We start from the raw sequence: 24838 nt of genomic DNA on the forward strand, positions 1-24838 counted from the left end.
GCACGCATTATGGTGTGTGGATGCCTGAGGAATTCCTGCCGAACGCGCACACCCTGGTGGACATGCTGCGGATACAGGCAGACCGCTACGGGGACAAGGTGGCGTTCAACTTCGCCCCCGACGGCGACAAGATCATGGCGAGCCTGACCTACCGGGAACTCGACGACAAAGCCCGGGCAGTCGCGGCCGACCTGCAGCATCAGGGCGCCGCCGGACAACGGGTGCTGGCGATCTGCCGACCGGGCCTGGACAGCATCATCAGCATTTTCGCCTGCTTCTACGCCGGGGCGATCGCGGTGCCGGTCGACACGCCGCTGGCGCGCCTGAAGCTGGTTGCGCCCGACGCGCGCGCAAGCTTTGCGGTCGCGACGTCCACCACCCACAACCAGATGAAGGCGGCGACCGCCGATGTAGACGGTATGTCCGGGTTGAAATGGTGCGCCATCGACCAGGCCACCGACCCCGATGCGTGGCAGGCGCCCGACATCGACCCGAACACCGTCGCCATGATCCAGTACACCTCCGGTTCGACCCGGTCCCCCAAGGGCGTCGTGGTGACACATGGCAACCTGATGCACAATCTCGAATCCATCCGGCGGGCCTATCACGGTCATGAGAACGAGACCGCCGTGTACTTCCTGCCGCAGCAGCACGACATGGGGCTGATCGGCGGGGTCCTGGAGATGATCTACGTCGGCTGCACCACCGTGCTGATGTCGCCGATCGTCTTCTTCCAGCGGCCGATGGCGTGGCTGGAAGCGATGTCTCGGTATCGCGCCCACACGACCGCGGCACCCAACAGCGCCTACCGGCTGTGCGTCAAACGCAGCACCCCCGAACAGCGTGCGGCCTTGGATCTGTCGAACTGGACCACCGCCGCCAGCAGTTCCGAGCAGATCCACGCCTCAACGATTCAGGAGTTCGCCGAAGCGTTCGCTCCGGCGGGATTCAAGCTGCCGGCCTTTCTGGCGTGCTACGGCCTGGCCGAGGCCACCCTGTTGGTCTCGGCAGACCCCAGCCCCGAGGTCGTGGGCGTGCGCTACGTCGACAGCGCAGCGCTCCGCGAGAACCGGGCCGTCGATGCCGACCCCGGCAACGCCCTCCCCGTGGTGAGCTGTGGTCCACCGGTGTATGGCCAGCGGGTGGTGATCGCCGACCCGGAGACCCACCGGCAGCTCGGCGACGACGAGGTCGGCGAGATCTGGGTGTCGGGGCCCAGCGTTGCGCAGGGCTACTGGGAACGGCCGAAGGAGAACGCCCACAGCTTCGAGGCCTACCTGGACACCGGCGAGGGCCCGTTCCTGCGCAGCGGTGACATGGGATTTCTGTGCAAGGGCGAGATATTTGTGACCGGGCGATGGAACGACCTGATCACCATCGACGACAGCAACTACTACCCGAACAACATTGAGCCGACCGTGCAGGCCTGCCACCCGGGCCTGCTGGTCGACCGCGGCGCGGTCTTCGCGGTGCAGCCGAAACCGAATGCCGACAACCGCCTGGTGATCGTGCAGGAGCTGGACTATCACCAGCAGGTCCCCGACACCCAATATCCCGGCATCATCAAGGCCATCCGCGCCGCGGTCAGCGAGAAGCACGGCCTCGATCCGCACGACGTGTTGCTGGTGCCGGGGATGCGGATCCCCACCACCTCCAGCGGCAAGATTCAGCGCAGCGAGTGCCGGCGGCAGTTCCTCGCCGGCGAACTGGAGGCGCTGGCGGAGTGGCATGCGCCCAAACCGCCGGCCGTGCGGTCCCCGCAGGGAGGGGGCGCCGGCGCGGCCCTGCTGGGCCGCATGATCGCCTCCGGTCTGGCGCAGCGGCGCCAACAGGGCGGGACGCCGCCCACCCGTTAGGGCAGCGCCCCCAGGTAGTCGGCCAGCCGGTCCAGGACGGGCCGCTGCCCGGCCAGCAACTTGACTCGCGCCTGTTCCAGCGGAAACCAGCCGACCCGGTCGACTTCGGGAAACTCCCGGTGTTGGCCTGAGCGCGGCGGCCACTCCACTTCGAAGGTGTTGCTGCGGGCGTCGGTGATGTCGAGGTCGCCGCGCACGGCGAACACCGTGACCAGCTTTCCGCCGGCCTGTCGCACCACGCCGAGATCGACCCGTTCGCCATCCGGCGGTTCCAGGCCGAGCTCTTCGACGAATTCCCGCTGAGCGGTGTGCCACGGGTCCTCGCCCTCGGGTTGTTCACCCTTGGGAATCGACCAGGCGCCGTCGTCCTTGCGCGCCCAGAACGGTCCGCCGGGATGGGCGATCAGCACCTCCACGGCGCCGTCGGCGCCAGCCCGGTACAAGAGCAGCCCGGCGCTGCGCTTGGCCACCGCGTCACACACCCACGGCGTATTCCAGGTCTTCCAACGCGGTGTCCAGATGCCCGAGCAGGCGCTGCAGGTGCGGAACGGAGCTGCGGCAGCCGACCAGCCCGAAATCAAGGTTGCCGGCGTTGCTGACGACGGTCATGTTCAGCGCCTGCCCGTCCAGCGCGATCGACATCGGGTAGTTGCCGTCCAGGCGGGCGCCGCTCCAGTAGAGCGGCTCGGCCGGGCCGGGCACATTGGAGATGACGATGTTGAACGGCGGCTTGGCCGCCGAGACGAATCCGGGAATCGCGGCCAGCGCCAACGGCGCCATGTTGGCCGCCGACAATGCCAGCGCCTGAGTGCGCGGCAGCTCGCTGAACACCTTCTTGTTGCGGCCCATCGACTCGCTGATGGTCGCCAGGCGCCGCGCCGGGTCGGTGACGTCGGTGGCCAGGTTGCACAGGATGGCTCCGACCATGTTGCCGCCGGCGTCGGCCTCCGCCTCGGTCCGCAGGCTCACCGGGACCATCGCCACCAGCGGATGGTCGGGCAGGGCGTTCTGCTCGTCGAGGTAGGCACGCAGCGCGCCGGCGCACATCGCCAGCACCACGTCGTTGAGGGTGACCCCGGCCGCTCGTTTGACCGCGATGATCCGCGCAACCGGCCAGGACTGCGCCGCGCACCGGCGCGCTCCGCCGATCTTGACGTTGAGCATGGTGCGCGGCGCCTCGAACGGCAGGGTCAGCTGCTGCTCCAACAGGGCGGCGCGTGCCAGCTTCACCGTGGACGGACCCAGGGCGGCAACACCTTTGACCATCGACGTCAGCTCGCCCAAGGGCGACGGGGAGTCCGGTCGCGGCCGCGACCGGCGCTGGACCGACCACGGGGCGCGCAGCTCCGGTTCGCGCGGATCGGCCGACAGGGTGTGGCGCAGCAGCCGCAACAGGGAGACACCGTCGATCAGACTGTGGTGCACCTTGACGTAGACGGCGAACCGGCCGTCGTTGAGGCCCTCCACCACATGGGCTTCCCACAGCGGGCGGTGCCGGTCGAGCAGGGTGCCGTGCAGCCGCGAGGTCAGCTCCAACAGATCGCGCACCCGCCCCGGCACCGGCAGCGCCGAACGCCGCACGTGGTACTCGAGGTCGACGTCGTCGTCGACGGCCCAGCGCAGGCTTGAGATGCCGCCGAACAGCGCTGCCGGGCGCTTCCGGAAGGTGGGCTGCAGATCGCGGGCACCCAACAGACCTCGGTAGATCTCGCCGACGAATTCCGGCCCGGAACCCTCCGGCGGCTCGAAGAGCATCAACCCGCCGACGTGCATGGGGTGCTCCCGGCTTTCCGTCAGCAGGAAGACCGAGTCGAGCGGTGACATCAGCTGCATCGATCCATTAGACCCCGTAGCGGCCCCTGCCCGCTTGCTAGTCTGGGCCCGTGCATCGGCGGGCCGTTGTCTGCGTCGCCTCGGCCGCGTGCCTACTCGCGGCCGGCATCGGCGCGCCCGCCGCTTCGGCAGATCCTTCCGTGGCCGGCAAGACGGTGTTCTTGGACCCCGGGCACAGCGGCGCCAACGACGCCTCCCTCAACCGTCAGGTCCCCAACGGGCGCGGCGGCACCAAGCCCTGTCAGACCAGCGGCACCGCCGCCGACGACGGCTACCCCGAGCACAGCCTGAACTGGGACGTGACCAACCGGATCCGCGCGGAACTCGAGGGGCTGGGGGTGCACACCGAGCTCTCGCGTGCCGACGACACCTCGGTTGGGCCGTGCATCGACGCGCGGGCCGCCGCGGCCAACGCCGCGCACCCGGACGCGATCGTGTCCATCCACGCCGACGGCGGGCCGGCCGCAGGCCGCGGGTTTCACGTCAACTACTCCAGCCCGCCGCTCAACGGCGCCCAGTCCGGTCCGGCCGTGGCGCTGGCCGGCGACATCCGGGACTCCCTGGTGGCCGCGGGAATCCCCCCGTCCAGCTACCTGGGCGCCGACGGCCTCTACGGGCGAGCGGACCTGGCCGGGCTGAATCTGGCCGAGTATCCGGCGGTGCTGGTCGAGCTGGGCAACATGCGTAATGCGCAGGACGCGGCACTGCTGGAAAGCGCCGACGGGCGGGCGCAGTACGCCTCGGCGGTCACCAACGGGATCGTCGCCTACCTCAGCAGGTGACGATGTCTCACCGCGGATTCGTGCGCACCGCCAGAACACTTTTCGGGGTGGCCGCCCTGGTCCTGGCGCTGCCGGGCTGCTCGGACAACAACACCCCGACGGTGATCGCCGGGCATGCGATATCGATGCTGTACGACCCGGGACGGGTGGGTGGTCTGCCCACCGCCGAGGGGCCCAGCGGCCCGCGCGGCGATGTTCCGCCGGTCACCGACCGGGTGCGCAACAGCGACGGCGGGGACATCGATCGACTCTCGCTGCTGGCCATCGACGACATCGAGGACTTCTGGACGCATCACTACGCCGAGGCGCTGCAGGGACGCTTCCAGCCGGTCTCGACGCTGGTGTCCTATGACTCCACCGACGCCGACGGTCCGCAGGTATGCGGCGGCGACGTCTACCACCTGCCGAACGCGATGTATTGCCGCCGGACCGACACAATGGCCTGGGACCGCGCCAAGTTCCTTCCCACGGCCCGAAAGTACTTCGGCGACATGGCGATCAACGGGACGCTGGCGCACGAGTACGGGCACGCCCTGCAGAACATGGCGGGGATCGTCCACCCGTGGACGCGCACCCTGGTTCGCGAACAGCAGGCCGACTGCTTCGCCGGGGTGTATCTGCAGTGGGTGGCCGCCGGCAGTTCCTCGCGCGTGCAGTTGAGCACCGGCGACGGACTCAACCATGTGCTGGCCGGGCTGATCGTGATCCGCGACCCGGTGTCCACGCCGGACAATCCGGTGTCGATCTCCGATGAGCACGGCACCGCGTTGGACCGGGTCGGCGCCTTCCAGACCGGCTTCGACGGCGGGGCGGAGAGGTGCGCGGAGATGGACATGGATGAGATCCGCAGGCGCCGAGGCGATCTGCCGAATTCCCTGTTCGATTCGGAGAACCCGCAGAGCGACCTCACCATCGACGAGGCGGTGCTCTCGACGCTGATGGAGCAGCTGGGCCAGATCTTCGGCCTGTCCCGCCCGCCGCAGTTGTCGACGTCGGGTAAATGCCCCAGCGGCCACCAGCCCGACCCGGTGGCCTACTGCCCCGAGTCCAACCTCGTCGTCGTCGATCTGGCCGGACTGCAGGAGATGAGCGCGCCGACCGATCAGTCGACGCTGGGTATGCCGCAGGGCGACAACACCGGATTGTCGGCCGTCACGTCGCGGTATGCGCTTGCGGTGCAACGCGAACGCGAGGTCGGCTTGGAGTCGGCGGCGGCGGCGTTGCGCACCGCGTGCCTGACCGGAGTGGCCCAACGCCGGATGGCCGAGCCCATGACGCTGTCGACCGGTCCGGGCCTGACGCTGGCCGGCGGCGACCTCGACGAGGCGGTGACCGGGCTGCTGCTCAACGGCATCGTGGCCAGTGACGCCGACGAGCACACCGTGCCGGCGGGGTTCACCCGGATCCTCGCGTTCCGCTCCGGGCTGCACGGCGACGTCGACGGCTGCTTCGAGCGGTTCCCGTGAACCGTCCCGAGGATCCGCGCGACCGGCCGCAGTGGCGGCGGCCGGTGGGGCCGGTGGGGCAGCCACAGGGCCCGGTGGGCCGGTGCGGGGGCCGGTGGGGCCGCCCCCGCAGCGTCCGCGGCCGCCCGAACGACCCTGGTATCTGGAGGTCCGCCGGCCCGCACCACCCCCACCGCCCCGCGTGCCGCCGCCCCGTCAGCACCGGCCGCCGCCGGGGCCGCGGCCTCCGGTGGACCCTCGCCGGCAGCCGAGTGCCGGTGCCCCGGCGAGCCCGCAGCGTCCGTCGAACGTGGCCGTGGTGATCGCCGCGGGCCTGACCGGCCTGCTCGCGCTCGGTGTGCTGCTGACGCTGGTGCTGCGCGGGGCCGTCGGCGGCTCCGGCCCCGTCGAACTCGACGTGCTCCAGGCTCAAGAGGGTGTGCGCCAGGTGCTCACCGACCCGATCAACGGCTACGGGCGTGCCGACGTGACCGGTGTGCGCTGCAACAACGGGGTCAACCCGACGGTGCGCAGGGGCAGCAGTTTCACCTGTGCGGTGGTGGTCGACGGCGCCCAGCGGCAGGTCCTGGTGGAGTTCACCGACGACGCCGGCACCTACGCGGTGGACCGTCCCCGGTAATTCTCGGGGCGCTACGCACGCTACTTACGCGAGATCGGGCTGACGCAGCCCACTACTCGCACTTTTCCTGCGTGGATGAGATCTCGCGGAGTTGTCGATCATCCCGGCGGCGGGGCCGGGATGATCGACCAATGGCGGTGGCGGAGGGATTTGAACCCTCGGTGGGGGGTTACCCCACACACGCTTTCGAGGCGTGCTCCTTAGGCCGCTCGGACACGCCACCGCGGGACAGCGTACCCAACGAGTGGGCCGTCAGCCCAATCGCTGCCGGGCGAAGAACGCTTCCAGTGGCGCAGCGCACTCGTCGGCCAGCACTCCACCGCGCACCTGCGGGCGGTGATTGAGTCGGCGATCGCGCACCACATCCCACAACGACCCCACCGCCCCGGTCTTGGGCTCGAACGCGCCGAACACCAGTCGCTCCACCCGCGCCGCCACCAGCGCGCCCGCGCACATGGTGCACGGTTCCAGTGTGACAGCCAGCGTCGCGCCGGTCAGCCGCCATCCGTCACCGAGCACGGCGGCAGCAGCACGGATCGCCAGCAGTTCGGCATGCGCGGTCGGATCGCCGAGAGCCTCACGGGCGTTGGCCGCCTGGGCCAGCACCGTGCCGTCCGGGCCGACCACCACCGCACCCACCGGCACATCGCGAGGCCCCGCCTGCCCGGCGGCCGCCAGGGCCGCGCGGATCAGGTCCTCGTCGGTGAGCGGGCCGCTCACCGACCGCGTCGCGGCAGCGCCGCGGTGAGCTGCTCGTCGAATCCCATCTCGTTGGCGATTCGGTGCAGCTGCTCTTCGACGGTCAGGTCGGACTCGTCAAGGATGACGCCGAGCACCGCGGCGGGCAGCCCGATGTCGGACAACACCCCCAAGTCGCCTTCCTCGAACGGGTCGGATTCCTCCAGGTCGTCGGCGTCGATGTCGGCGTCGAGTTCCTCGAGTACCTCGTCGGCGAGGTCGTAGTCCAGCGCTGCTGTGGCATCCGAGAGCAGCAGCCGCGTGCCAGCCGGGCCCGGCCGAACGATCACGAAGAACTCGTGGTCGACATTGAGCAGACCGAAAACAGCGCCGGCACTGCGCAGTTCACGAAGCTCCGTCTCAGCTGTGGACAAACTGGTGAGCGCAGCGGCGCGCATGGACGTGCAACGCCACTTGCCGTCCTCGCGCACCACAGCCACGCCGAAGCCGTCCAGCGTCTCTGCCGGCCGGCCCGGGGCGGACGAGCTCTGTGCTCCCATGGGCGCCTACGGTAGTCGCCGCTTACGCCCTTGACCAGCGTGTGCCAACCTGGACAGGTGGCATCAAGCACAGTGAAAACTCCGGTATGCGTGTTGGGGCTCGGCCTGATCGGCGGGTCGGTGCTGCGCGCTGCTGCGGCCGCAGGCCGGACGGCGTTCGGCTACAACAGGTCGGCCGATGGGGTCAACGCCGCAGTCGCCGACGGATTCGACGCCACCACCGAGCTGGAGACGGCCCTCAAGCGTGCCGCAGACACCGGTGCGCTGATCGTGATCGCCGTTCCGGTGCCGGCGCTGTCGATGCTGCTCGGCCCGATCAGCCGCCTGGCGCCCGATTGTCCATTGACCGACGTCACCAGCGTCAAGACCCCGGTGCTCAACGAGATCACCGCCGCGGGACTACAGGACCGCTTCGTCGGCGGCCACCCGATGGCGGGCACTGCGCACTCCGGGTGGCCGGCCGGGCATGCCGGTCTGTTCCAGGGCGCACCGTGGGTGATCAGCGTCGACGACCACGTGGATCCCGGGGTGTTCACGCAGGTGCTGGACCTGATTCTGGACTGCGGATCGCTGGCGGTGCCGGCCCGCTCTGAGGAACACGACGCGGCCGCTGCCGCCATCTCTCACCTGCCGCACCTGATGGCTGAGGCGCTGGCCGTGATCGCATCCGACGTGCCGCTGGCCTTTGCGCTGGCCGCCGGGTCCTTTCGCGACGGCACCCGGGTCGCCGGAACGGCACCGGACCTGGTCCGGGCCATGTGCGAGGCCAACTGGCAGCGACTGCTGCCGGCGCTGGACCGGGCGATCGCGCTGCTGGCCGACGCGCGCGACTCGCTGTCCGCCGCGGATTCGGTGGCCGACCTGGTCAATCATGGGCACGCTGCCCGCACGCGCTACGACAACTTCCCGCGCAGCGAGATCGTCACCGTGGTCGTCGGCGCCGGGGATTGGCGCCGAGAATTGGCCGCCGCCGGCCGGGCCGGCGGGGTGATCAGATCCGCGTTGCCAACCCGGGATAGTCGATGACGAACCCGTCGGAGTCGACCGTGACGGTGACACCATCGGTTCCCGGAGTACTCACCTTGATGCCGCCGTCGGTCCCGACGCTGCTGTAGCTCGCGGTCGCCGCCACCACCGTCATGTCGGGCACGTTGAGGTACAGCGTGGGCAGGGTTATCGCGGCGGACCGCTCGTGCAGCCGGGCCCGCCGGATCGGCAAGGTGTTGAAGAACGGGCTGAACAGCATGTCGATGTCCAGCGCGCCGTCATAGCCGGCACGGGACTGCCCGCGGGCGTCGGTGACCAGCCACATGTTCTCTTCGTCGCGGGCGATCACCAGCTGGCGCTCGCGTTCGGCGAGCGTGACGGTCAGTCCCAGCCGCTTGGTGGCCCCGGACTCGTCGGTGTGCAGGTCGTAGTAGATGCCGAACGCCGGATGCTCGGCGGTGGCCCCGGCCACCACGCGGCCGTTGGCACGGATCCGGTTTCCGGACATCTGCACACGTACCGACTCCATCCGCGGGGCGTCGGGCGCGCGCCAGGTCAGAATGGCCGGCCACCGGCCGGACGGGGGTGCACTCACCAGCACACCGTAAGCGACCGGCCCTGCATCCGCAGCGAGGACCCCCGGTGCGCAAAGTCACCAGAACGGGTTTCTTTCGGCGCGCCAAGCGGCAAGATATCCCTATGAGCAGCGATCCGAGCGTGCCAGTCGACCCGCCTGCCGGCGAAGCCAGCACACCGCCGCAGCATCAGGCGGCGGTGCCGTTCACCCGTGCCGGCGCGCTGTGGAGCGCGCTGATCGGCGGTTTTCTGGTGCTGATCGTGTTGCTGGTGTTCATCACCCAGAACACGAGTCCGGTCGACCTGGCGTTCTTGACCTGGACCTGGAGCCTGCCGACGGGGGTGGCGATCCTGCTCGCGGCGATCTGCGGCGGGTTGCTGACCGCCCTGGTGGGAACCGCGCGGATCTTCCAACTGCGCCGCGCCGCCAAGAAGTCTCTGGCGGCTCAGCGCTAGATCAGCCCGCGGCTTCGCCGTTTTGGTCGGCGCCTGGCAGTCGGGCCTGGTTGCGCGGCAGCAGGTCCCAGACATGCTCGGTGCCGTTGGTCGACGCCACCGCGGCCTGGCCCGACCGCGAGTACAGCAGACGGGTGATCGACACATAGTCGATGGGAAATGACAGCAGTCGCTGCGTGCCCAGAACCTGGTGCAGGATCACGTTGATCACGCCGCCGTGGCTGAACACCGCGACGGTGTCGTCGGGATTGGCACTGGCCACCACGTCGGTGACGGCTTCAGAGACGCGGGCGCAGAACGCGGCCTCGTCGACGTCGGCGGGCAGGTGGCCCTGCGCCATCCGGGCCCAATCCTGGGGCCGCTCCGCGCGCAGATGTTCGACGGGCAGGTAGCCGGCCAGGTCGCGGTCGTATTCGGCGAATCGCTCGTCGATGTCGATGCTGCGCCCCAGCTGCGCGGCCAGCGGCTCCGCGGTCTGGATCGCGCGGCGCTGCGGGCTGCTGACCAGCCGGGTGATCGGGAACCGCGTCAGCGCGTCCGGCAGACGCTGCGCCTGGGCGAATCCGGTCTCGGACAGTTCCGGGTCTGAACCCTGACCGTATTCGCTGCGCAGCGGAAGGGCGTGGCGGATCAACAGCAACTGCACGCCTGTCACCCTAAGGGGCCAGTTCGGCCCCGCCTCACGGGGTGACGATGTTGAAGTTCGGGTCCGGGGCGTCCAGGACGCCGAGCAGGTTCGCCCAGGCGGTCTGGTCGCCGGCGACCTCCAGCCCGCCACCGCCCAGCAGTGCCGCCAGCAGCGCCAGCTTGGTGGGCGCGGTGACGGTGACGTCCGCGCTGTCGGGATCTGCCGGAGTCTTGCGGTGCACCAGTACCCCGTTGCGCAGGGTGAGCCGATAGTTGACCCCGGTGTCGGCGAACGAGACGTCGAGGGCCAGCACCAGATCCCACGCCCGCGGCCCGTTGATCCGGATCGCCAGGCTCTCGAAGAGTTGCTCGGGGGTAAGTTGCGAGACCAGCCCCACCGAGGTGACCTGGCCGACGGTGCCGAAGTTTCCGGTACGCAGTTCGGTGGCGCCGGACAGAAAGAAGTTGCGCCAGGTCGCGTTCTCCGCGCCGTAGGCCAGCTGTTCGAGAGTGTCGACGTAGAGCCTGCGCGCCCCGGCATGGTCGGCGTCGGTGAATATCGCATGGTCGAGCAGGGTTGCCGCCCAACGGAAGTCACCCTCATCGAAGGCGGCTTGCGCCAATTCGACGACGCGGTCCACGCCGCCCATCGCTGCGGTGTAGCGGGGTCCCAGCGCCTCGGGCGGATGCGGCCACAACCGGGCCGGGTTGCCGTCGAACCAGCCCAGATAGCGCTGGTAGACCGCTTTGACGTTGTGGCTCACCGAGCCGTAGTAGCCGCGGGCATGCCAGGCGGCCTCCAGCGCGGGCGGCAGCTGGAACTGTTCGGCGATCTCGATTCCGGTGAAGCCGCGGTTGAGCAGTCGCAGCGTCTGGTCATGCAGGTAGGCGTACAGATCGCGCTGCAGGCCAAGGTATTCCGTGATCCGCTCGGTGCCCCACGTCGGCCAGTGGTGCGAGGCGAAGACGACGTCGGAGCGTCCCGCGAAGGCGTCGATGGCCTCGGTGAGGTAACCGGCCCACGCATGGGGGTCGCGAACCAGCGCGCCGCGCAGTGTCAGCAGATTGTGCTGATTGTGGGTGGCGTTCTCGGCCATGCACAGCGCCCGGAATTGCGGGAAGTAGAAATGCATTTCGGCCGGCGCCTCGCTGCCCGGCGCCATTTGGAATTCGATCTGGACGCCGTCGATGACATGGGACTCGCCGGTTCGGCTGATGGTGACGGTGGGGACGATGACCGACACCTCCCCGGTCGAGGTGTTCTGGCCGAGGCCGCAGCCCACCTGACCACGCGGCCCGCGGGCCAGCATGGTGCCGTACATGTAGCCGGCCCGGCGCAGCATCGCGGTGCCGGCGTAGACGTTCTCGGACACCACATGGTCGATGAAGCCCTCCGGGGCGAGCACGGCCACCCGACCGGCGTCGACGTCGGCCTGCGAGGTCACGCCCAGCACACCGCCGAAGTGGTCGACGTGACTGTGGGTGTAGATGACCGCGGTGACGGGCCGGTCTCCGCCGCGGTGTTCTCGGTAGAGCTTCAGCGCGGCGGCGGCGACCTCGGTGGAGATCAGCGGGTCAATGACGATGACGCCGGAGTCGCCCTCGACGAAGGTGATGTTGGAGATGTCGAAGCCGCGCACCTGGTAGATGCCCTCGACTACCTCATAGAGGCCCTGCTTGGCGGCCAGCTGCGATTGCCGCCACAGCGACGGGTGTACCGAGGTCGGCGCTTCACCTTCGAGGAAGTCATAGCTGTCGTTGTCCCAGACCACCCGGCCGTCGGCAGCGGTGATGACGCACGGTGACAGGGCTGCGATGAAGCCACGATCCGCATCGGCGAAATCCCTTGTGTCGTCGAAAGGCAGCTTCGCGCGGTGTTCGGCGTGGGCGGCTGCGATCGTGGCACTCACCGGCTGGTTTTCCATGGCGCACAGCTTGCCACCCGCCGCCGTAGCACGCGGCGAGTTGGTGGGTCAGTGTCAGTGGCGCCGGCGTAGCGAGGTCAACGCGTGACGCAGCCGCGTCGGCCAGGAGGGGCGGGCGACCCGGTCGCGGGTCACCCGCGCCTCGTGGGCGTAGTCACGTATGGATTCGTCGCCTTCTTCAGCACGCATGGGATCACTCCGGTGAGTCGTCGGGTTGGTTCGGCGGGTCTTCGGGAACCAGCCGCTCGGGCACCTCTGCGGGCGCCAGTCGCTCGGGCGGTTCCGCGGGCACCAGCCGTTCCGGTGGCTCCTCGGGAACGCGCCGATGGGGCGGTTCGTCGGGCCGGCCCGGCTCGGGTGGCAGTTCGGGATTCATACCGGTCGCCTACCCACCACACGGCGGGTGCAAACCCGACGGGGGTGCCGCTGCGGGGCGGGCAAACCCTCCGGGGCCGGTGAGCGTGGCAAACCCAGCGGCGAGCGTGCGCAGTTGTACGTCAGCACCCGGCGTGTCGTGTGCAAACACGCCCACTCGCGGAAATAAGCCCCCCCGCTCGCGGAAATAGACGGGCTAGCGGGGCAGGCGGACGGTGAATTCGGTGCGGCCGGGGGCGCTGGTGACACCGATCGTTCCCCGGTGCGCCCGCACCACCGCCGAGGCGATCGCCAAGCCAAGTCCGGTGCTGCCGCCCTTGCGTGAGCGGGAGGTGTCGCCGCGGGCGAACCTCTGGAAGATCTCGGGCAGGACCTCGGCGGGGATGCCCGGGCCGTCGTCGGTGACGCTGAGCACGGCGTGGTCGCCGTCGACACCCAACCGAAGAGTCACCACGGTTCCCGGGCCGGTGTGCACGCGCGCATTGGTGAGCAGGTTGGCCACCACCTGATGCAGGCGGGCGGCGTCGCCGGGCACGGTAACCGGCTCGTCGGGCAGTTCGAGTCGCCACTGATGGTCCGGTCCCCCGACGTGGGCGTCACTGACGGCGTCGACCGCCAGCCGGGACAGGTCCACCGGGTCGTGCTCCAGCGGACGGCCGGAGTCCAGCCGCGCCAGCAGCAGCAGATCTTCGACCAGCTGGGTCATCCGCTCGGTTTCGGACTGCACGCGGCTCAACGCGTGGGTCAGGGCTTCGGAGGCCGTGCCGTCGGATACCGGAATGCGCTGCGCCAATTCGGTGTAACCGCGGATCGCCGTCAGCGGCGTGCGCAGCTCGTGGCTGGCGTCGGCGACGAACTGACGCACCCGGGTCTCACTTTCTTGGCGGGTCGACAGCGCGGCGGCGATATGGTCGAGCATCCGGTTGACCGCGGCGCCCAACTGTCCGACCTCGGTGCGGGGGTTGGCGTCGGACGGCGCGACCCGCACCGGCAGCGTCGCCTCACCGCGATCCAACGGCAGGCCGGCGACTTCACCGGCGGTCTGCGCGACACGGCGCAGCGGGGTCAGTGCCCGCCGGATGACAACACTGCCGGCCGAGGCCGCCGCGGCCACCGCGACCAGAGTGACCAGCCCGAAGATCAGCAGCACCCGGACCATGGTGTCGTCCACCGCGGCCAGCGGCAGCCCGGTGACGATCACGTCGTCACCGCGGCGGGCGGGGGTTGCGACCACGCGGTAGCGACCCACCCCGTCCAGGCGAAGGGTCACCGGCGGGGCCCCCGCCACCACTTCGGTCAATTGCCTTGCGGCCGCTGGGCTCAGCTGCTCACGCTGACCGGAGACGCTGAGGTAGCCGGCCTCCACGAGGGGGGCGCCATCGGGAGTGTCCGGACTGTCGCACACCGCGCCGACCATGCCGGCCGGCTGGCCGGGGGCGTCCAGGAAGTCCGGGCCGGGCCCCGGTCGCGGCCGGTGCAGCCGGCGCCCGAGCGGCAGCAGATGCGGGCCGTGCAGCCGCGCCGCGCGGTGCGAGGCGTCGGAGAGCTGATCGTCGACCTGGCCGACCAGGTACTGGTAGAGAGCCACCTCGGTCACCGCGCCGATCCCGAGGCAGGCCAGGGTCAGCAGCACGATCTGACCGGTCAGCAGCCGCGCCCGCAGCGACCAGGTGCGCCGCGTGCCGGGCGGCGGCGAACTATCCGGCGGGTTTGAGTACATATCCCGCACCGCGCAGCGTGTGGATCATCGGCGGCCGGCCGTTGTCGATCTTCTTCCGCAGGTAGGAGATGTAGAGCTCGACGATGTTGGCCCGGCCGCCGAAGTCGTAGCCCCACACCCGGTCCAGGATCTGCGCCTTGGACAGCACCCGCTTGGCGTTGTGCATCAGGTAACGCAGCAACTCGAATTCGGTGGATGTCAGGGTGATCGGGTCACCGCCACGGGTCACCTCGTGGGAATCCTCGTCGAGCACCAGGTCACCGACCACGATCTGGGCGCCGGCCTCGGCGGTGGCCACCCCGCTGCGGCGCAACAGCGCCCGTAGCCGCAACACCACTTCCTCGATGCTGAACGGCTTGGTGACGTAGTCGTCGCCGCCGGCGCTCAAGCCCGCGATGCGGTCCTCCAGGCCGTCCTTGGCGGTCAAGAACAGCACCGGTAACCGCGGGTTGATCTCCCGCAGCTTGTGCAGCACGTCGAGTCCGCTCATGTCGGGAAGCATCACGTCGAGCACCACGACGTCGGGGCGTTTCGCTTTGGCGGCGGCGATCGCTGCGGCGCCGTCCCCCGCGGTGGCGGTGGTCCAGCCCTCGTAGCGCAGCGCCATGGACACCATCTCGGCCAGCACCGATTCGTCGTCGACCACCAGTGCCGTGATGGGTGTGCCGTCGGCGTGCGACAGCACGACACGTTCGACCGATCCCCGTGGCGCAGACATCAGGTTCCAGTATGTCGGTCGCGACCGATTATCTTCATCGGATGGCACGCTCACCGCAGGAAATCTTCGACCACCATCTGCAGGCTCTGCTCGCCGGCGACGTCGACGAACTGCTCGTCGACTACACCGACGACTCGGAACTGATCACCCCCGCCGGCGTGGCGCAGGGCAGCAGCGGCATCCGGGCCGCCTTCAGTCAGCTGGCCGGCGCCATGGCCGATGCGAAGTTGGAGGTCAAGTCGCAGACCTACAGCGGCAATGTGCTGCTGCTGGAATGGACTCTGGACGCACCGGGTTTCGGCGTCGACGGGGTGGACACGTTCCTGTTCGACGACGACTCCATCCGGGTGCAGACGATCTCCCAGCAGGTCCGACCCAAGAGCTGACACCGGGCCCCGCGAAACCCCTGAATCGCTGCGGGCTGACCGGTTAGGTTTCCCCCGTGAACCTCGAAGCGGTCGCGGAATGGATGTCCACCCAAGGCCTGGGCGAGGGCCCGCTGCACGACGTCACGGAGCTGTCCGGCGGCACCCAGAACGTCATGCTGCAGTTCACCCGATCCGGTCGCAGCTACGTGCTGAGACGGGGCCCGCGGCATCTGCGACCGCGCAGCAACGCGGTGATGCTGCGGGAGACCCGGCTGCTTGCCGCGCTGGCCGGCACCGACGTGCCGCATCCGGGACTGATCGCCGTCTGCGACGACCCGACGGTGCTCGGCGACGCCGTGTTCTACCTGATGGAACCGGTCGACGGGTTCAACGCGAGCGGCGAGCTGCCCGCGCTGCACGCCGGCGACCCGACGGTCCGGTACGGGATGGGGCTGTCGATGGCCGACGCACTGGCCAAACTCGGTGCTGTCGACCATGTCGCGGTGGGGTTGGCCGACTACGGCAAGCCCGAGGGCTTCTTGGAGCGCCAGGTGCCGCGGTGGCTGGCCGAACTGGACTCCTACCGGCAGTTCGAGAACTATCCGGGGCCGGATCTGCCGGGCCTCGAGGACGTCGCTGACTGGTTGCAGCGCAATGTCCCGGCATCCTGGCAGCCCGGGATCCTGCACGGCGACTACCACGCGGCCAACGTGATGTTCTCTCCCACCGGACCGGAGGTGGCGGCGATCGTGGACTGGGAGATGTCGACCATCGGGGATCCGCTGTTGGACCTGGGCTGGCTGCTGGCCACCTGGCGTCAAGATGACGGATCGAGCGTGTTCAGCCACACGCTGACCGGCATGGACGGGCTGGCCTCTCCCGATGACCTGGTCCAGCGCTACGCCGCGGGCAGCTCTCGCGATCTGTCGCATATTGGCTGGTACACGGTGATGGCCGGTTTCAAGCTGGCCATCGTGATCGAGGGCACCCTGGCCCGGGCGTCGGCCGGCATGGCCGACAAGGAGGTGGGCGATCAGTTGCACGAGGCCGCCGTCTGGCTCTTCGACCGGGCCCAGATCTGGATGGCGAGCGCGACATGACGGCCGGCATCGACGCAATCGACAGGATCGTCGAGGCTGACACGCGCCGCCTGATCGAGGTCTTCAAAGACCTGCACCGCAACCCCGAGTTGGGGTTCCAGGAGGTGCGCACCGCCCGGACGGTCGCACAGGCTCTCGGCGACCTGGGCTTCACGGTGACCACCGGGATAGGGGGCACCGGTGTGGTGGCGGTCCTGGCCAACGGCCCCGGCCCGGTGGTGATGTACCGCGCCGATATGGACGCACTGGCCGTACCGGAGGCCACCGGCCTCGACTACGCCAGCAGCAACCCGGCACTCGGCCACATGTGCGGCCACGACGCACACGTGACGTGGATGTTGGGGCTGGCCAAGGTGTTGGCCGAGACCACCGATTCCTGGTCGGGCACCGCGGTGCTGATCGGACAGCCTGCCGAGGAACTGATCGGCGGCGCCCAGGCCATGGTCGATGGCGGCCTGTATGACGTGGCGCCCCGGCCGGACGCCTTCCTGGCGATGCACACCGCGCCGGTGCCGGTCGGCATGGTCGCGGCGGTCGGCGGGGAACGGATGGCCGGGACCGACCAGCTCGACATCGTGTTCCACGGGGTCGGCGGGCACGGGTCGATGCCCCAGCTGGCCTGCGATCCGGTGCTCATGGCTGCGGAGGCCGTCGTGCAGTTCCAGAGCATCGTCAGCCGCGCCGTCACACCCGGCGAGACGGCGGTGCTGACGGTCGGCTCGATCCAGGCCGGCAGTGCCTACAACGTCATCCCGGACCGGGCACTGCTCAAGGTCAACCTGCGGTGGTTTCGACCCGAGGTACGCGAGACGATGCTGACCCGCATTCGGGCGATCTGCGCGGGCATCGCACGCGGCTACGGCATGCCCGAGGACCGGATGCCCGAAATCACCCTGGGCGGTGGTGCCACCCCGCTGGTCAATGACCCCGCCCTCACCGATCGGGTAGCCGGCGCGCTGGGCGACCTCCTCGGACCGGACAACGTGGTGCGCCAACTGCCGGCGCTGACCGGCTCGGAGGACTGCCATCTACTCAAAGGACCGTATGCCGATATACCGCTGGCCTATCTGCTGGTCGGGGTCGCCGATCCACGGGTGTACGCGAAGTCCGCGAACAAGGGCCGGTTGTTCCCCTATATTCCGCACTCGCCGGATTATGTGGTCGATCTTTCCGCTATCCCACTCGGAACCAGGATTGCGGCCCGTGTCATGCTTGAATTGCTTACTGTCAGTCGGTTTTAGTACAAAATACACACCGCTCAGTTTCTGAAATACTTGTGCGGTCCACCAAGAAGAGCTAAGGTGTATTGCTGTGGACGATCGTCACAAAGACCCAACCGTCGTGTTGCCTTATCTCGTGGGTAGGCCGCTCGGAGCGACCGAGGTCTACGAGGCATTCGGCTATCGCAAGTCCGCTTACTATAAGGCGGCCCACGAGGGCCGACTTATCAGTGCAGACAACCTGATCCGAGTTGCCAGGTACTTCGGACTCAACCCCGTCGACCTGCAGGTGCGGTTCGGATTGATCGAGCACGAAGCGGTCGCCGAATACCTGCAGTCCTCGTCACAACCGCTGCGGCTCAGTGATCTGAAGGCGGATCTGGACAAACCCCCCGTCTAAGAGCACCGGCAGGAAGTACCGTCGACCCATGACGTCGGCGTTGATAGGCGCCACCGTGTTGGTGACGCTGCATAGCCTATGGGTGCGCCGCGATACCTGGTGGTCGCGGTGGGAGAGCGGTATCACCGCGGGGATCGCCCTGGAGACCATCGCACTGGTCCTGATGTCGCCCTGGGCCGCCACCCATCTGGGACCGGCGCTGCACCACCTCACCCGGATATGGAATATCCAGCAGCTGGCCGGTCATGTGCTCTTCGCGGTTGCCGTCACGGCGAACGTCTACCACGTCATGGTCCGGCTGGCCGACTTCGACCAACTCCGCCCCCTGTTCCGCCAGCAGGTGCGAACGCCCATGCTGGTGGGTGTGGCGGCGTTGGTGGTCACGTTCGTGATCGCCGACGCGGGCTACCGCCCGGATGGATTCTCGGCGCTCGGCGGCGGCGGGGCCTGGGCAGGCGCGTACTGGGCACTGTTCTCCGTGCTGATGATCTACCTGGCCGGCTACGCGACGCGGGTGTTGTCGATGCTGCGATCCGACCCACGCGCCCGGGAGACCGTCGAGCTCTACACCGTCTCCACGGCTTTCGCCGTGGCGGCCATCATGGCGATCTTGAGCAATGCCTGGACCAAATCCGACGACAGCCGGCTGATCTGGCTGTGCGTGTGTATTTCGGTGGCGATCTTCGCCCACGGCTCGGCCCGCTCCTGGAAGGCCAAGGCCGCGTGGTTCGCCGGCGACGGGCGTGCCACGGCGCAGCCCAACCCGCCGCAACCGCTGTCGTGAGGGCGCCCCATGACGTCTGGGATCATTGCCGCCACGCTGGTGCTTGTCGCCTATAGCCTCTGGGTTCGCCGCGACACCTGGTGGACCCGCTGGGAGAACTCCTTGACCTTCGCGCTGGCGCTGGAAGCGGTTGCGCTGTTACTGATGTCGCCGTGGGCCGGAGCCAAGCTCGGCCCGGCGCTGCACCACGGGCTCGGGGTGTGGAACGTGCAACAGCTGATCGGTCACCTGTGCCTGATCGTGGCCATCACGGCCAACATCCATCACATGCTGGTGCGCCTGGCCGACCCCGTTCAGGTGCGACTCATCATGCGCCGCCAGCTCATGATCCCGATCTGGCTGGGCTTCGCGGTGATGGTGCCGGCCTTCCTGCGCTCCGATCAGGACTACCAACGGGATGTGTTCGCCGCACCCCGGACCGACGGCTGGATGGAGCTCTACCAAGTGGTCGGCTGTGCGCTGGTGGTCTTTCTCAGCGGCTACGTCAGTCGGCTGATGTTGACGCTGCGGCATGATCCGCGCGCCAAATCCACCATCGACCTTTACCTTGTGTCGATGGCCTTCGCCACCGCCGCATGCCTGGTCGTGATCGGTTCGAGCTGGATCGACGGCGACGACGCCAGCCCCGCGATCTGGCTGTTCATCTGCCTGGCGGTGGGCACCTTCGCCTACGGGTCCGCGCGGTCCTGGAAGGCCAAGAGCGCCTGGTTCACCGCCAACGGCGACGAGTCGGTGATCGGCGCCCAATGACACCTGTTTGTATCGGGGCCACCGCAGTGATGGTCACCTACTGTCTGTGGGTTCGCCGCGACACCTGGTGGTCGCGCTGGGAGGCCGGCGCCACCTTCGCCATCGCGATGGAGGGGCTCGGGCTGCTCCTGTTGACGCCGTGGGCGGCAACCGAACTGAGCCCGCCCCTGCACACCGTTACCGGAGTGTGGAACGTCCAGCAGTTGCTCGGATTTCTGTGCCTGGTCGCAGGCATAATCGGCAACATCTACCACATGCTGGTGCGGCTGACTGATCCCGCACACGTGTGGCCGATCATGCGCAAGCACCTGCTGGTGCCGGTGGGTATCGGCGTCGCGGTGGTAGTGGTGGCCTTCGTCAGCACCGACCGAGGCTTCGAGCCAGACCTGTTCGCCGCTCTGGACGGTGACCACTGGGTGACCGTCACCGAGGTGGCGATCGCCGCCCTGGTGCTGTTCCTGAGCAGCTACGTCGGCCGGCTGGTGCTGTCGCTGCGGCACGATCAACGGGCCAGGACGACGCTCGTGCTGTACGTGGCGGCAATGACTTTCGCGGCGATGGCCGGTGTCGCTGCCGTCGTCTCGATCTGGTTCGGCGGATATGCCGGCACTGTGATCTGGGTCGGCTTATGCCTGTCGGTGTCGATCTTCGCCTATGGCCTGGCGCGGTCCTGGAAAGCCAAGCGCGCCTGGTTCACCGCCGACGGCGACGAGTCGGTGATCGACGCGCAATGACACCTGTTTGTATCGTGGCCACCGTAGTGGTGGTCCTCTACTGCCTGTGGGTTCGCCGCGACACCTGGTGGTCGCGCTGGGAGGCCGGCGCCACCTTCGCCATCGCGATGGAGGGCGGTTCGCTGCTGCTGGTGACACCGTGGGCCAGCGACGAGCTGGGCCCGCCCACGTACAGCTTGCTGGACTTGTGGAATGTGCCGCAGCTGATCGGTTGGCTCGGTCTGATCGCGGGGGTGATCGGCAACATCTACCACATGCTGGTGCGCCTCACCGATCCTGCGCACGTGTGGCCGATCATGCGCAAGCACCTGTTGGCGCCGGTGGGTTTGGGGCTGGCGGTGATGCTGATTGCGTTCGTGAACTCCACCCGGGGCTTCGAGCCGGACATGTTCGCGCGCCTGGACGGTGACGGCTGGTTGACTGTCTACGAGGTGACGGTCAGCGTGCTGGTGCTGTACCTGAGCGGCTACGTCGCGCGGCTGTCGTGGGCATTGTGGCGCGATCCCCGGGCCCGAACGACGATTCGGTTGTACGTGGCGGCAATGAGCTTCGCGACAGCGGGCGTCGTGGTGGGGATCATCTCGGTAGCTACCCACCGCTATGCCGGCCCGGTGATCTGGGCCTGCCTGTGTCTCTCGGTGTCGATCTTCGCCTATGGCCTGGCGCAGTCCTGGCAGGCCAAGAGGGCGTGGTTCTCGCCCGATACCTCCGAACCGCGCACCGATCGGCGAAGCGACCGGTCCTAGCCGAACAGAAAAGCCCCGGCCGTAGCCGGGGCTTCTGTCACCGCTGAAATGTGCGCCCGAAGGGATTCGAACCCCCAACCTTCTGATCCGTAGTCAGATGCTCTATCCGTTGAGCTACGGGCGCCTGTCTTCAGTTGTCGGTCGAGCAAGCCCGGCCGTTGCGGAGGCGAGAGGATTTGAACCTCCGGTCCCCCGTAAAGAGGACAACTCATTAGCAGTGAGTCCCATTCGGCCGCTCTGGCACGCCTCCCGAACTCGTTGAGGGTACCGGATCACTCCCCCAGTTCTGAAACCGCCCGGTTCACGCGGCGGCCCCAGCTTCACCTCTCCTGCGTCGAGCCTCGCTGAACCGTGGGGTCAATGCGGCGGTCCCAGCCGCCAACCGCACACATATGCTGTGGTCCGTGACCGCCCGACTGCGCCCGGAGATCGCCGCACTGCCGGCCTACGTCGAGGGCAAGACGGTCCCGGGTTCGATCAAGCTCGCCAGCAACGAGACGGTGCTCCCCCCGCTGCCCAGCGTGGTCAAAGCCGTCGAGGCCGCGCTGGCCACCACCAACCGCTACCCGGACAACGGTTATGCCGCGCTGCGCGCCCGGTTGGCCGAGCATGTCGGGTTCGACCCGCAGCACGTGGCGGCCGGGTGCGGTTCGGTCAGCCTGTGCCAGCAGCTCATCCAGATCACCACCAGCGCCGGCGACGAGGTGGTGTTCGGCTGGCGCAGCTTCGAGATCTACCCGCTGCAGGTACGCACCGCCGGCGCCGTGCCGGTGCAGGTGCCGCTGCGCGAGCACACCTACGACCTGGACGCCATGCTGGACGCCATCACCGAGCGCACCCGGCTGATCTTCGTCTGCAACCCCAACAACCCGACGTCCACCGTGGTCGACCCCGACGCACTGGAGCGGTTCGTCGCCGCTGTGCCGCCGCACATCCTGATCGCCATCGACGAGGCGTATGTGGAGTACATCCGCGACGGCCTGCTGCCCGACAGCCTGGGGCTGGCCCGGCGCCACCGGAATGTGGTGGTACTGCGCACCTTTTCCAAGGCCTACGGGCTGGCCGGCCTGCGGTTGGGCTACGCGGTCGGCGACCCGGAGATCATCACCGCGCTGGGCAAGGTCTACGTGCCGTTCACGGTTTCCAGCGTGGCGCAGGTCGCCGGGATCGCCTCACTGGACGCCGCCGAGGAGCTGATGGCCCGCACCGACACGGTGGTCGCCGAACGGGCCCGGGTGTCGGCTGCGCTGCGTGACGCCGGGTTCGAGCTGCCGGATTCACAGTCCAACTTCGTGTGGCTGCCGCTGGCCGAGCGCACCGCCGATTTCGTGGCCGCCGCCGCCGCGGCCCGCATCGTCGTGCGCCCCTACGGCCAGGACGGCGTCCGGGTGACCATCGGCGCGCCGGAGGAGAACGACGCGCTGTTACGGTTCGCACAGACGTACCGCTGAGGAGGAACTGAAATGCACGCGACAGCGACTGCCACCGTCGCCGCATCCGCGGCTCAGGTGTGGGCGGTGCTCTCCGACTACGAGGGCATGTCGGGCTGGGCCCCCGGACTGAAGATCACCGTGATCCGGCCCGGAACCCCCGAGCCCAACGGCGTCGGCGCCCAGCGCCGGATCCAGGCGGTGCCCGGAATGGCGCCACTGGTGGAGGAGATCATCACCTTCGAGCCGGAACAGCGGCTGAGCTACCGGGGCGTCTCAGGGGTGCCCTTCCGCAACTACGTCGGCGACGTCGCGCTGCGATCGACGGGATCCGGTACGCAGATCAGCTACACCGTCAGCGCCGACAATCGGCTGCCCGGGGTGGCCGCCGTCCTGGCCCACGGACTGTTGTTCGGCCTCAAGCGTGCCGTGAACAAGGCGGTCTGACACGATGACCACCATGAATGACGAGCAGGCCCGCGCCACGTTCGACGCACTCCGGCAGCGCACCGATGTCATCGCCGACGCCGAGCTCGACGCGTTCTGGGCGGCACTGCCGCCGGCCACCGTCGAGCAGATGATCGGCGAGTGGCGCGGCGGGGAGTTCGTCACCGGCCACAAGATGAACGGCCTGTTGGAGAAGGCCCGCTGGTTCGGCAAGACCTTCAACTCGCTCACCGACGTGCAGCCGCTGGTGTGCCTGGACGAAGACGGCAACAAGTTCTCCAACGTCAAGCTCGGAAAGGGCGAGGCGAGCCTGTGGGCTGAGGAGTTCCGCGGCGAGGTGGTGGCGACCATGGTCTATGACGGTCAGCCCACCCACGACCACTTCAAGCGGGTCGACGACAACACCGTGCTGGGCATCATGAACGGCAAGGGACAGGTTCTCGACAACGGCCGCTACTTCTACTTCTACCTGGAGCGGATCTGATCGTCGCCGTCTCGCTGACGGTCGGCGGTGGCACGGTCGAGTAGATCGATCAGATCGGGATCCTCCCGGACCTGTTTTCCGTCGCCGGGATCAAGCTCCACGATCTGGTCGCATTCGTTGACCAGCATCGCGAACAACCGCTCGCGCTCAGCGGCGCTGTGGCCGGCCCCAATATCCAGGTAGGCCGTGGCGTAGCGCCGGGCGTTGGCCATCGCGGCCTGGGTGCGGCCGCGCCGGCTCAGCAGCGACACCGTCACGGTGATCGCGAGCACGGCGACGATCACCACCAACGACATCCCGGTGCCGATCTCGACGACCTCGACCGGTTCGGCCGAGTTGATGAACGGGACGTTGTTTTCGTTCAGGCCGTGCAGGACCAGCTTCACCCCGATGAACCCGAGGATCACCGACAGGCCGTAGGACAGGTAGACGAGCCGATCCAGCAGACCTTGGATCAGGAAGTACAGCTGCCGCAGGCCGAGCAGGGAGAACGCGGTGGCGGTGAAGACGATGTAGGTGTCGCGGGTGAGGCCGAAGATCGCCGGCAGTGAGTCGAGCGCGAAGATCACGTCGGTGCCGGCGATGGCGACCATCACCAACAGCATCGGGGTCATCGCACGGCGGCCGTCGACCATGGTGAACAGCTTGTCGCCGTCGTAGTGGTCACTGGTGCGGATGATCCGCCTCGCGAGTCGGATGACCACGTTGTCGGCCTGGAGGGCTTCGTCGCCGCTGGCTGAACGAAGCATGCTGCCCGCCGTCAGCAGCAGGATCAGGCCCAGGATGTAGAAGGCCCAGGCGAAGGTGTGGATGAATGCCGCGCCGAGGAAGATGAAGCCGGTCCGGGCGATCAGCGCGAAGGCGATCCCGAACAGCAGCACCTTCTGCTGATCCTCGGGCGGCACGCGGAATCCGGCCATGATGACCAGAAACACGAACAGGTTGTCGACCGACAGGGCCTTCTCGGTGACATACCCGGCGAAGTACTCCGATCCGGCGTCCACTCCGCCGAACACCAGCATCCCGATCCCGAAGAGCACCGCGATCCCGACGTACCCGGCAGACCAGATCGCCGCTTCGCGCAGCGTCGGGACGTGTGCCTTACGCACATGGGCGAAGAAGTCGAACGCCAGCAGACCGACAAGTCCGACGACCGTCAGCCCCCACACCCAACCGGCGATGTCCATGTCCCGTCCA

At 68.3% G+C, this 24838-nt stretch carries 29 protein-coding genes and 3 tRNA genes; 17 read left to right on the forward strand and 15 right to left on the reverse strand.

The window, feature by feature from the left end; genetic code table 11:
* Positions 1–20 precede the first annotated feature (20 nt).
* The gene (locus AWC18_RS20435; RefSeq protein ID WP_085139962.1) at positions 21–1856 is read left to right on the forward strand and encodes a fatty acyl-AMP ligase; all 1836 of its coding nucleotides are present in this window, start codon (positions 21–23) and stop codon (positions 1854–1856) included.
* Here AWC18_RS20435 and AWC18_RS20440 read toward each other — a convergent pair.
* Both AWC18_RS20440 and AWC18_RS20445 read right to left on the reverse strand, forming a co-directional pair.
* Entirely contained in the window at positions 1853–2326 is a 474-nt protein-coding gene (locus AWC18_RS20440) for an NUDIX hydrolase (RefSeq protein ID WP_085139961.1), read from the reverse strand. The two genes, AWC18_RS20435 and AWC18_RS20440, sit on opposite strands and share 4 nt — an antisense overlap.
* A 4-nt stretch (positions 2327–2330) precedes the next feature.
* Positions 2331–3689, reverse strand: coding sequence for a WS/DGAT/MGAT family O-acyltransferase (locus AWC18_RS20445; protein ID WP_085139933.1), 1359 nt, complete (start codon positions 3687–3689; stop codon positions 2331–2333).
* A 50-nt stretch (positions 3690–3739) separates the two neighbouring features.
* On the opposite strand from AWC18_RS20445, the gene AWC18_RS20450 reads away from it, so the two are divergent.
* From AWC18_RS20450 to AWC18_RS21280, 3 genes are all read left to right on the forward strand, one after another.
* A complete protein-coding gene (locus tag AWC18_RS20450; RefSeq protein ID WP_085139934.1) occupies positions 3740–4471 on the forward strand; it encodes an Rv3717 family N-acetylmuramoyl-L-alanine amidase in 732 nt (243 codons plus the stop codon).
* 2 nt (positions 4472–4473) lie between these two features.
* Entirely contained in the window at positions 4474–5937 is a 1464-nt protein-coding gene (locus AWC18_RS20455; protein ID WP_085139935.1) for a neutral zinc metallopeptidase, read from the forward strand.
* A gap of 289 nt (positions 5938–6226) precedes the next feature.
* Complete coding sequence (locus AWC18_RS21280; RefSeq protein WP_234806613.1) at positions 6227–6556, forward strand: DUF4333 domain-containing protein; 330 nt, start codon at positions 6227–6229, stop codon at positions 6554–6556.
* Between the two features lie 132 nt (positions 6557–6688).
* On the opposite strand, the gene AWC18_RS20465 is transcribed toward AWC18_RS21280, so the two are convergent.
* The 3 genes from AWC18_RS20465 to AWC18_RS20475 all read right to left on the reverse strand — a co-directional run bounded on the left by AWC18_RS20465 (position 6689) and on the right by AWC18_RS20475 (position 7794).
* Positions 6689–6779, reverse strand: a tRNA-Ser gene (locus AWC18_RS20465).
* Positions 6780–6808: 29 nt separating this feature from the next.
* On the reverse strand, positions 6809–7276 hold the full coding sequence (locus AWC18_RS20470; RefSeq protein WP_064997454.1) for a nucleoside deaminase: 468 nt from the start codon (positions 7274–7276) through the stop codon (positions 6809–6811).
* Complete coding sequence (locus AWC18_RS20475; protein ID WP_064997453.1) at positions 7273–7794, reverse strand: tRNA adenosine deaminase-associated protein; 522 nt, start codon at positions 7792–7794, stop codon at positions 7273–7275. Before AWC18_RS20475 ends, AWC18_RS20470 begins: the two co-directional genes overlap by 4 nt.
* A 90-nt stretch (positions 7795–7884) precedes the next feature.
* Here AWC18_RS20475 and AWC18_RS20480 point away from each other — a divergent pair, with 90 nt between their 5' ends.
* Positions 7885–8820 (forward strand): prephenate dehydrogenase, encoded by a 936-nt coding sequence (locus AWC18_RS20480; protein WP_420093376.1) that lies wholly within the window; start codon positions 7885–7887, stop codon positions 8818–8820.
* Here AWC18_RS20480 and AWC18_RS20485 read toward each other — a convergent pair.
* Complete coding sequence (locus AWC18_RS20485; protein ID WP_234784422.1) at positions 8786–9310, reverse strand: putative glycolipid-binding domain-containing protein; 525 nt, start codon at positions 9308–9310, stop codon at positions 8786–8788. The genes AWC18_RS20480 and AWC18_RS20485 overlap by 35 nt on opposite strands.
* A 170-nt stretch (positions 9311–9480) precedes the next feature.
* On the opposite strand from AWC18_RS20485, the gene AWC18_RS20490 reads away from it, so the two are divergent.
* Positions 9481–9813: a LapA family protein gene (locus tag AWC18_RS20490; RefSeq protein ID WP_085139938.1), complete on the forward strand. Its 333-nt coding sequence runs from the start codon at positions 9481–9483 to the stop codon at positions 9811–9813.
* Position 9814: 1 nt separating this feature from the next.
* Here AWC18_RS20490 and AWC18_RS20495 read toward each other — a convergent pair whose 3' ends face one another.
* The 6 genes from AWC18_RS20495 to AWC18_RS20515 form a co-directional block, all read right to left on the reverse strand.
* Entirely contained in the window at positions 9815–10459 is a 645-nt protein-coding gene (locus AWC18_RS20495) for a histidine phosphatase family protein (protein WP_064997464.1), read from the reverse strand.
* A gap of 34 nt (positions 10460–10493) precedes the next feature.
* Positions 10494–12365: an alkyl/aryl-sulfatase gene (locus AWC18_RS20500; RefSeq protein ID WP_085139939.1), complete on the reverse strand. Its 1872-nt coding sequence runs from the start codon at positions 12363–12365 to the stop codon at positions 10494–10496.
* 54 nt (positions 12366–12419) lie between these two features.
* Complete coding sequence (locus tag AWC18_RS22265) at positions 12420–12554, reverse strand: hypothetical protein (protein WP_272937701.1); 135 nt, start codon at positions 12552–12554, stop codon at positions 12420–12422.
* Between the two features lie 4 nt (positions 12555–12558).
* The gene (locus AWC18_RS20505) at positions 12559–12741 is read right to left on the reverse strand and encodes a hypothetical protein (protein ID WP_085139940.1); all 183 of its coding nucleotides are present in this window, start codon (positions 12739–12741) and stop codon (positions 12559–12561) included.
* 195 nt (positions 12742–12936) lie between these two features.
* Positions 12937–14460 carry a sensor histidine kinase gene (locus tag AWC18_RS20510; RefSeq protein WP_085139941.1) on the reverse strand — a complete coding sequence of 508 codons (1524 nt, stop codon included), beginning with the start codon at positions 14458–14460 and terminating at the stop codon, positions 12937–12939.
* Positions 14438–15142, reverse strand: a complete 705-nt coding sequence (locus AWC18_RS20515) for a response regulator transcription factor (protein ID WP_109551918.1) — start codon at positions 15140–15142, stop codon at positions 14438–14440. The genes AWC18_RS20510 and AWC18_RS20515 overlap by 23 nt, the downstream gene beginning before the upstream one ends.
* A 77-nt stretch (positions 15143–15219) precedes the next feature.
* Between AWC18_RS20515 and AWC18_RS20520 the strand changes: the two genes are divergently transcribed.
* The 8 genes from AWC18_RS20520 to AWC18_RS20555 all read left to right on the forward strand — a co-directional run bounded on the left by AWC18_RS20520 (position 15220) and on the right by AWC18_RS20555 (position 21280).
* Positions 15220–15564: a nuclear transport factor 2 family protein gene (locus AWC18_RS20520; RefSeq protein ID WP_076049250.1), complete on the forward strand. Its 345-nt coding sequence runs from the start codon at positions 15220–15222 to the stop codon at positions 15562–15564.
* An 83-nt stretch (positions 15565–15647) separates the two neighbouring features.
* Positions 15648–16646, forward strand: a complete 999-nt coding sequence (locus AWC18_RS20525) for a phosphotransferase family protein (RefSeq protein WP_076049251.1) — start codon at positions 15648–15650, stop codon at positions 16644–16646.
* Positions 16643–17887 (forward strand): amidohydrolase, encoded by a 1245-nt coding sequence (locus AWC18_RS20530; protein WP_085139942.1) that lies wholly within the window; start codon positions 16643–16645, stop codon positions 17885–17887. The genes AWC18_RS20525 and AWC18_RS20530 overlap by 4 nt, the downstream gene beginning before the upstream one ends.
* 70 nt (positions 17888–17957) lie before the next feature.
* Positions 17958–18266, forward strand: coding sequence for a hypothetical protein (locus tag AWC18_RS20535; RefSeq protein ID WP_085139943.1), 309 nt, complete (start codon positions 17958–17960; stop codon positions 18264–18266).
* A gap of 28 nt (positions 18267–18294) precedes the next feature.
* Positions 18295–19050 (forward strand): hypothetical protein, encoded by a 756-nt coding sequence (locus AWC18_RS20540; protein WP_085139944.1) that lies wholly within the window; start codon positions 18295–18297, stop codon positions 19048–19050.
* A gap of 9 nt (positions 19051–19059) precedes the next feature.
* Positions 19060–19800, forward strand: coding sequence for a hypothetical protein (locus AWC18_RS20545; protein ID WP_076049244.1), 741 nt, complete (start codon positions 19060–19062; stop codon positions 19798–19800).
* Positions 19797–20534, forward strand: coding sequence for a hypothetical protein (locus AWC18_RS20550; RefSeq protein WP_076049245.1), 738 nt, complete (start codon positions 19797–19799; stop codon positions 20532–20534). Before AWC18_RS20545 ends, AWC18_RS20550 begins: the two co-directional genes overlap by 4 nt.
* Positions 20535–20548: 14 nt before the next feature.
* Positions 20549–21280: a hypothetical protein gene (locus tag AWC18_RS20555; protein WP_234806614.1), complete on the forward strand. Its 732-nt coding sequence runs from the start codon at positions 20549–20551 to the stop codon at positions 21278–21280.
* A 51-nt stretch (positions 21281–21331) separates the two neighbouring features.
* On the opposite strand, the gene AWC18_RS20560 is transcribed toward AWC18_RS20555, so the two are convergent.
* Positions 21332–21404 (reverse strand) — tRNA-Arg (locus AWC18_RS20560).
* A 37-nt stretch (positions 21405–21441) separates the two neighbouring features.
* A tRNA-Ser gene (locus tag AWC18_RS20565) sits at positions 21442–21530 on the reverse strand.
* Between the two features lie 154 nt (positions 21531–21684).
* Here AWC18_RS20565 and hisC point away from each other — a divergent pair.
* The 3 genes from hisC to AWC18_RS20580 are packed head-to-tail and all read left to right on the forward strand — an operon-like array spanning position 21685 to position 23641.
* Positions 21685–22731, forward strand: coding sequence for a histidinol-phosphate transaminase (gene hisC, locus AWC18_RS20570; RefSeq protein ID WP_085139963.1), 1047 nt, complete (start codon positions 21685–21687; stop codon positions 22729–22731).
* A gap of 12 nt (positions 22732–22743) precedes the next feature.
* Positions 22744–23157, forward strand: a complete 414-nt coding sequence (locus AWC18_RS20575) for an SRPBCC family protein (protein ID WP_085139945.1) — start codon at positions 22744–22746, stop codon at positions 23155–23157.
* Positions 23158–23170: 13 nt separating this feature from the next.
* A complete protein-coding gene (locus AWC18_RS20580) occupies positions 23171–23641 on the forward strand; it encodes a DUF4334 domain-containing protein (protein WP_085139964.1) in 471 nt (156 codons plus the stop codon).
* Here AWC18_RS20580 and AWC18_RS20585 read toward each other — a convergent pair.
* Positions 23623–24828, reverse strand: coding sequence for a TerC family protein (locus AWC18_RS20585; protein ID WP_085139946.1), 1206 nt, complete (start codon positions 24826–24828; stop codon positions 23623–23625). The two genes, AWC18_RS20580 and AWC18_RS20585, sit on opposite strands and share 19 nt — an antisense overlap.
* Between the last annotated feature and the right edge of the window lie 10 nt (positions 24829–24838).

This window comes from Mycolicibacter nonchromogenicus (assembly GCF_002101775.1).
GTDB classification, from domain to species: Bacteria; Actinomycetota; Actinomycetes; order Mycobacteriales; family Mycobacteriaceae; genus Mycobacterium; species Mycobacterium nonchromogenicum.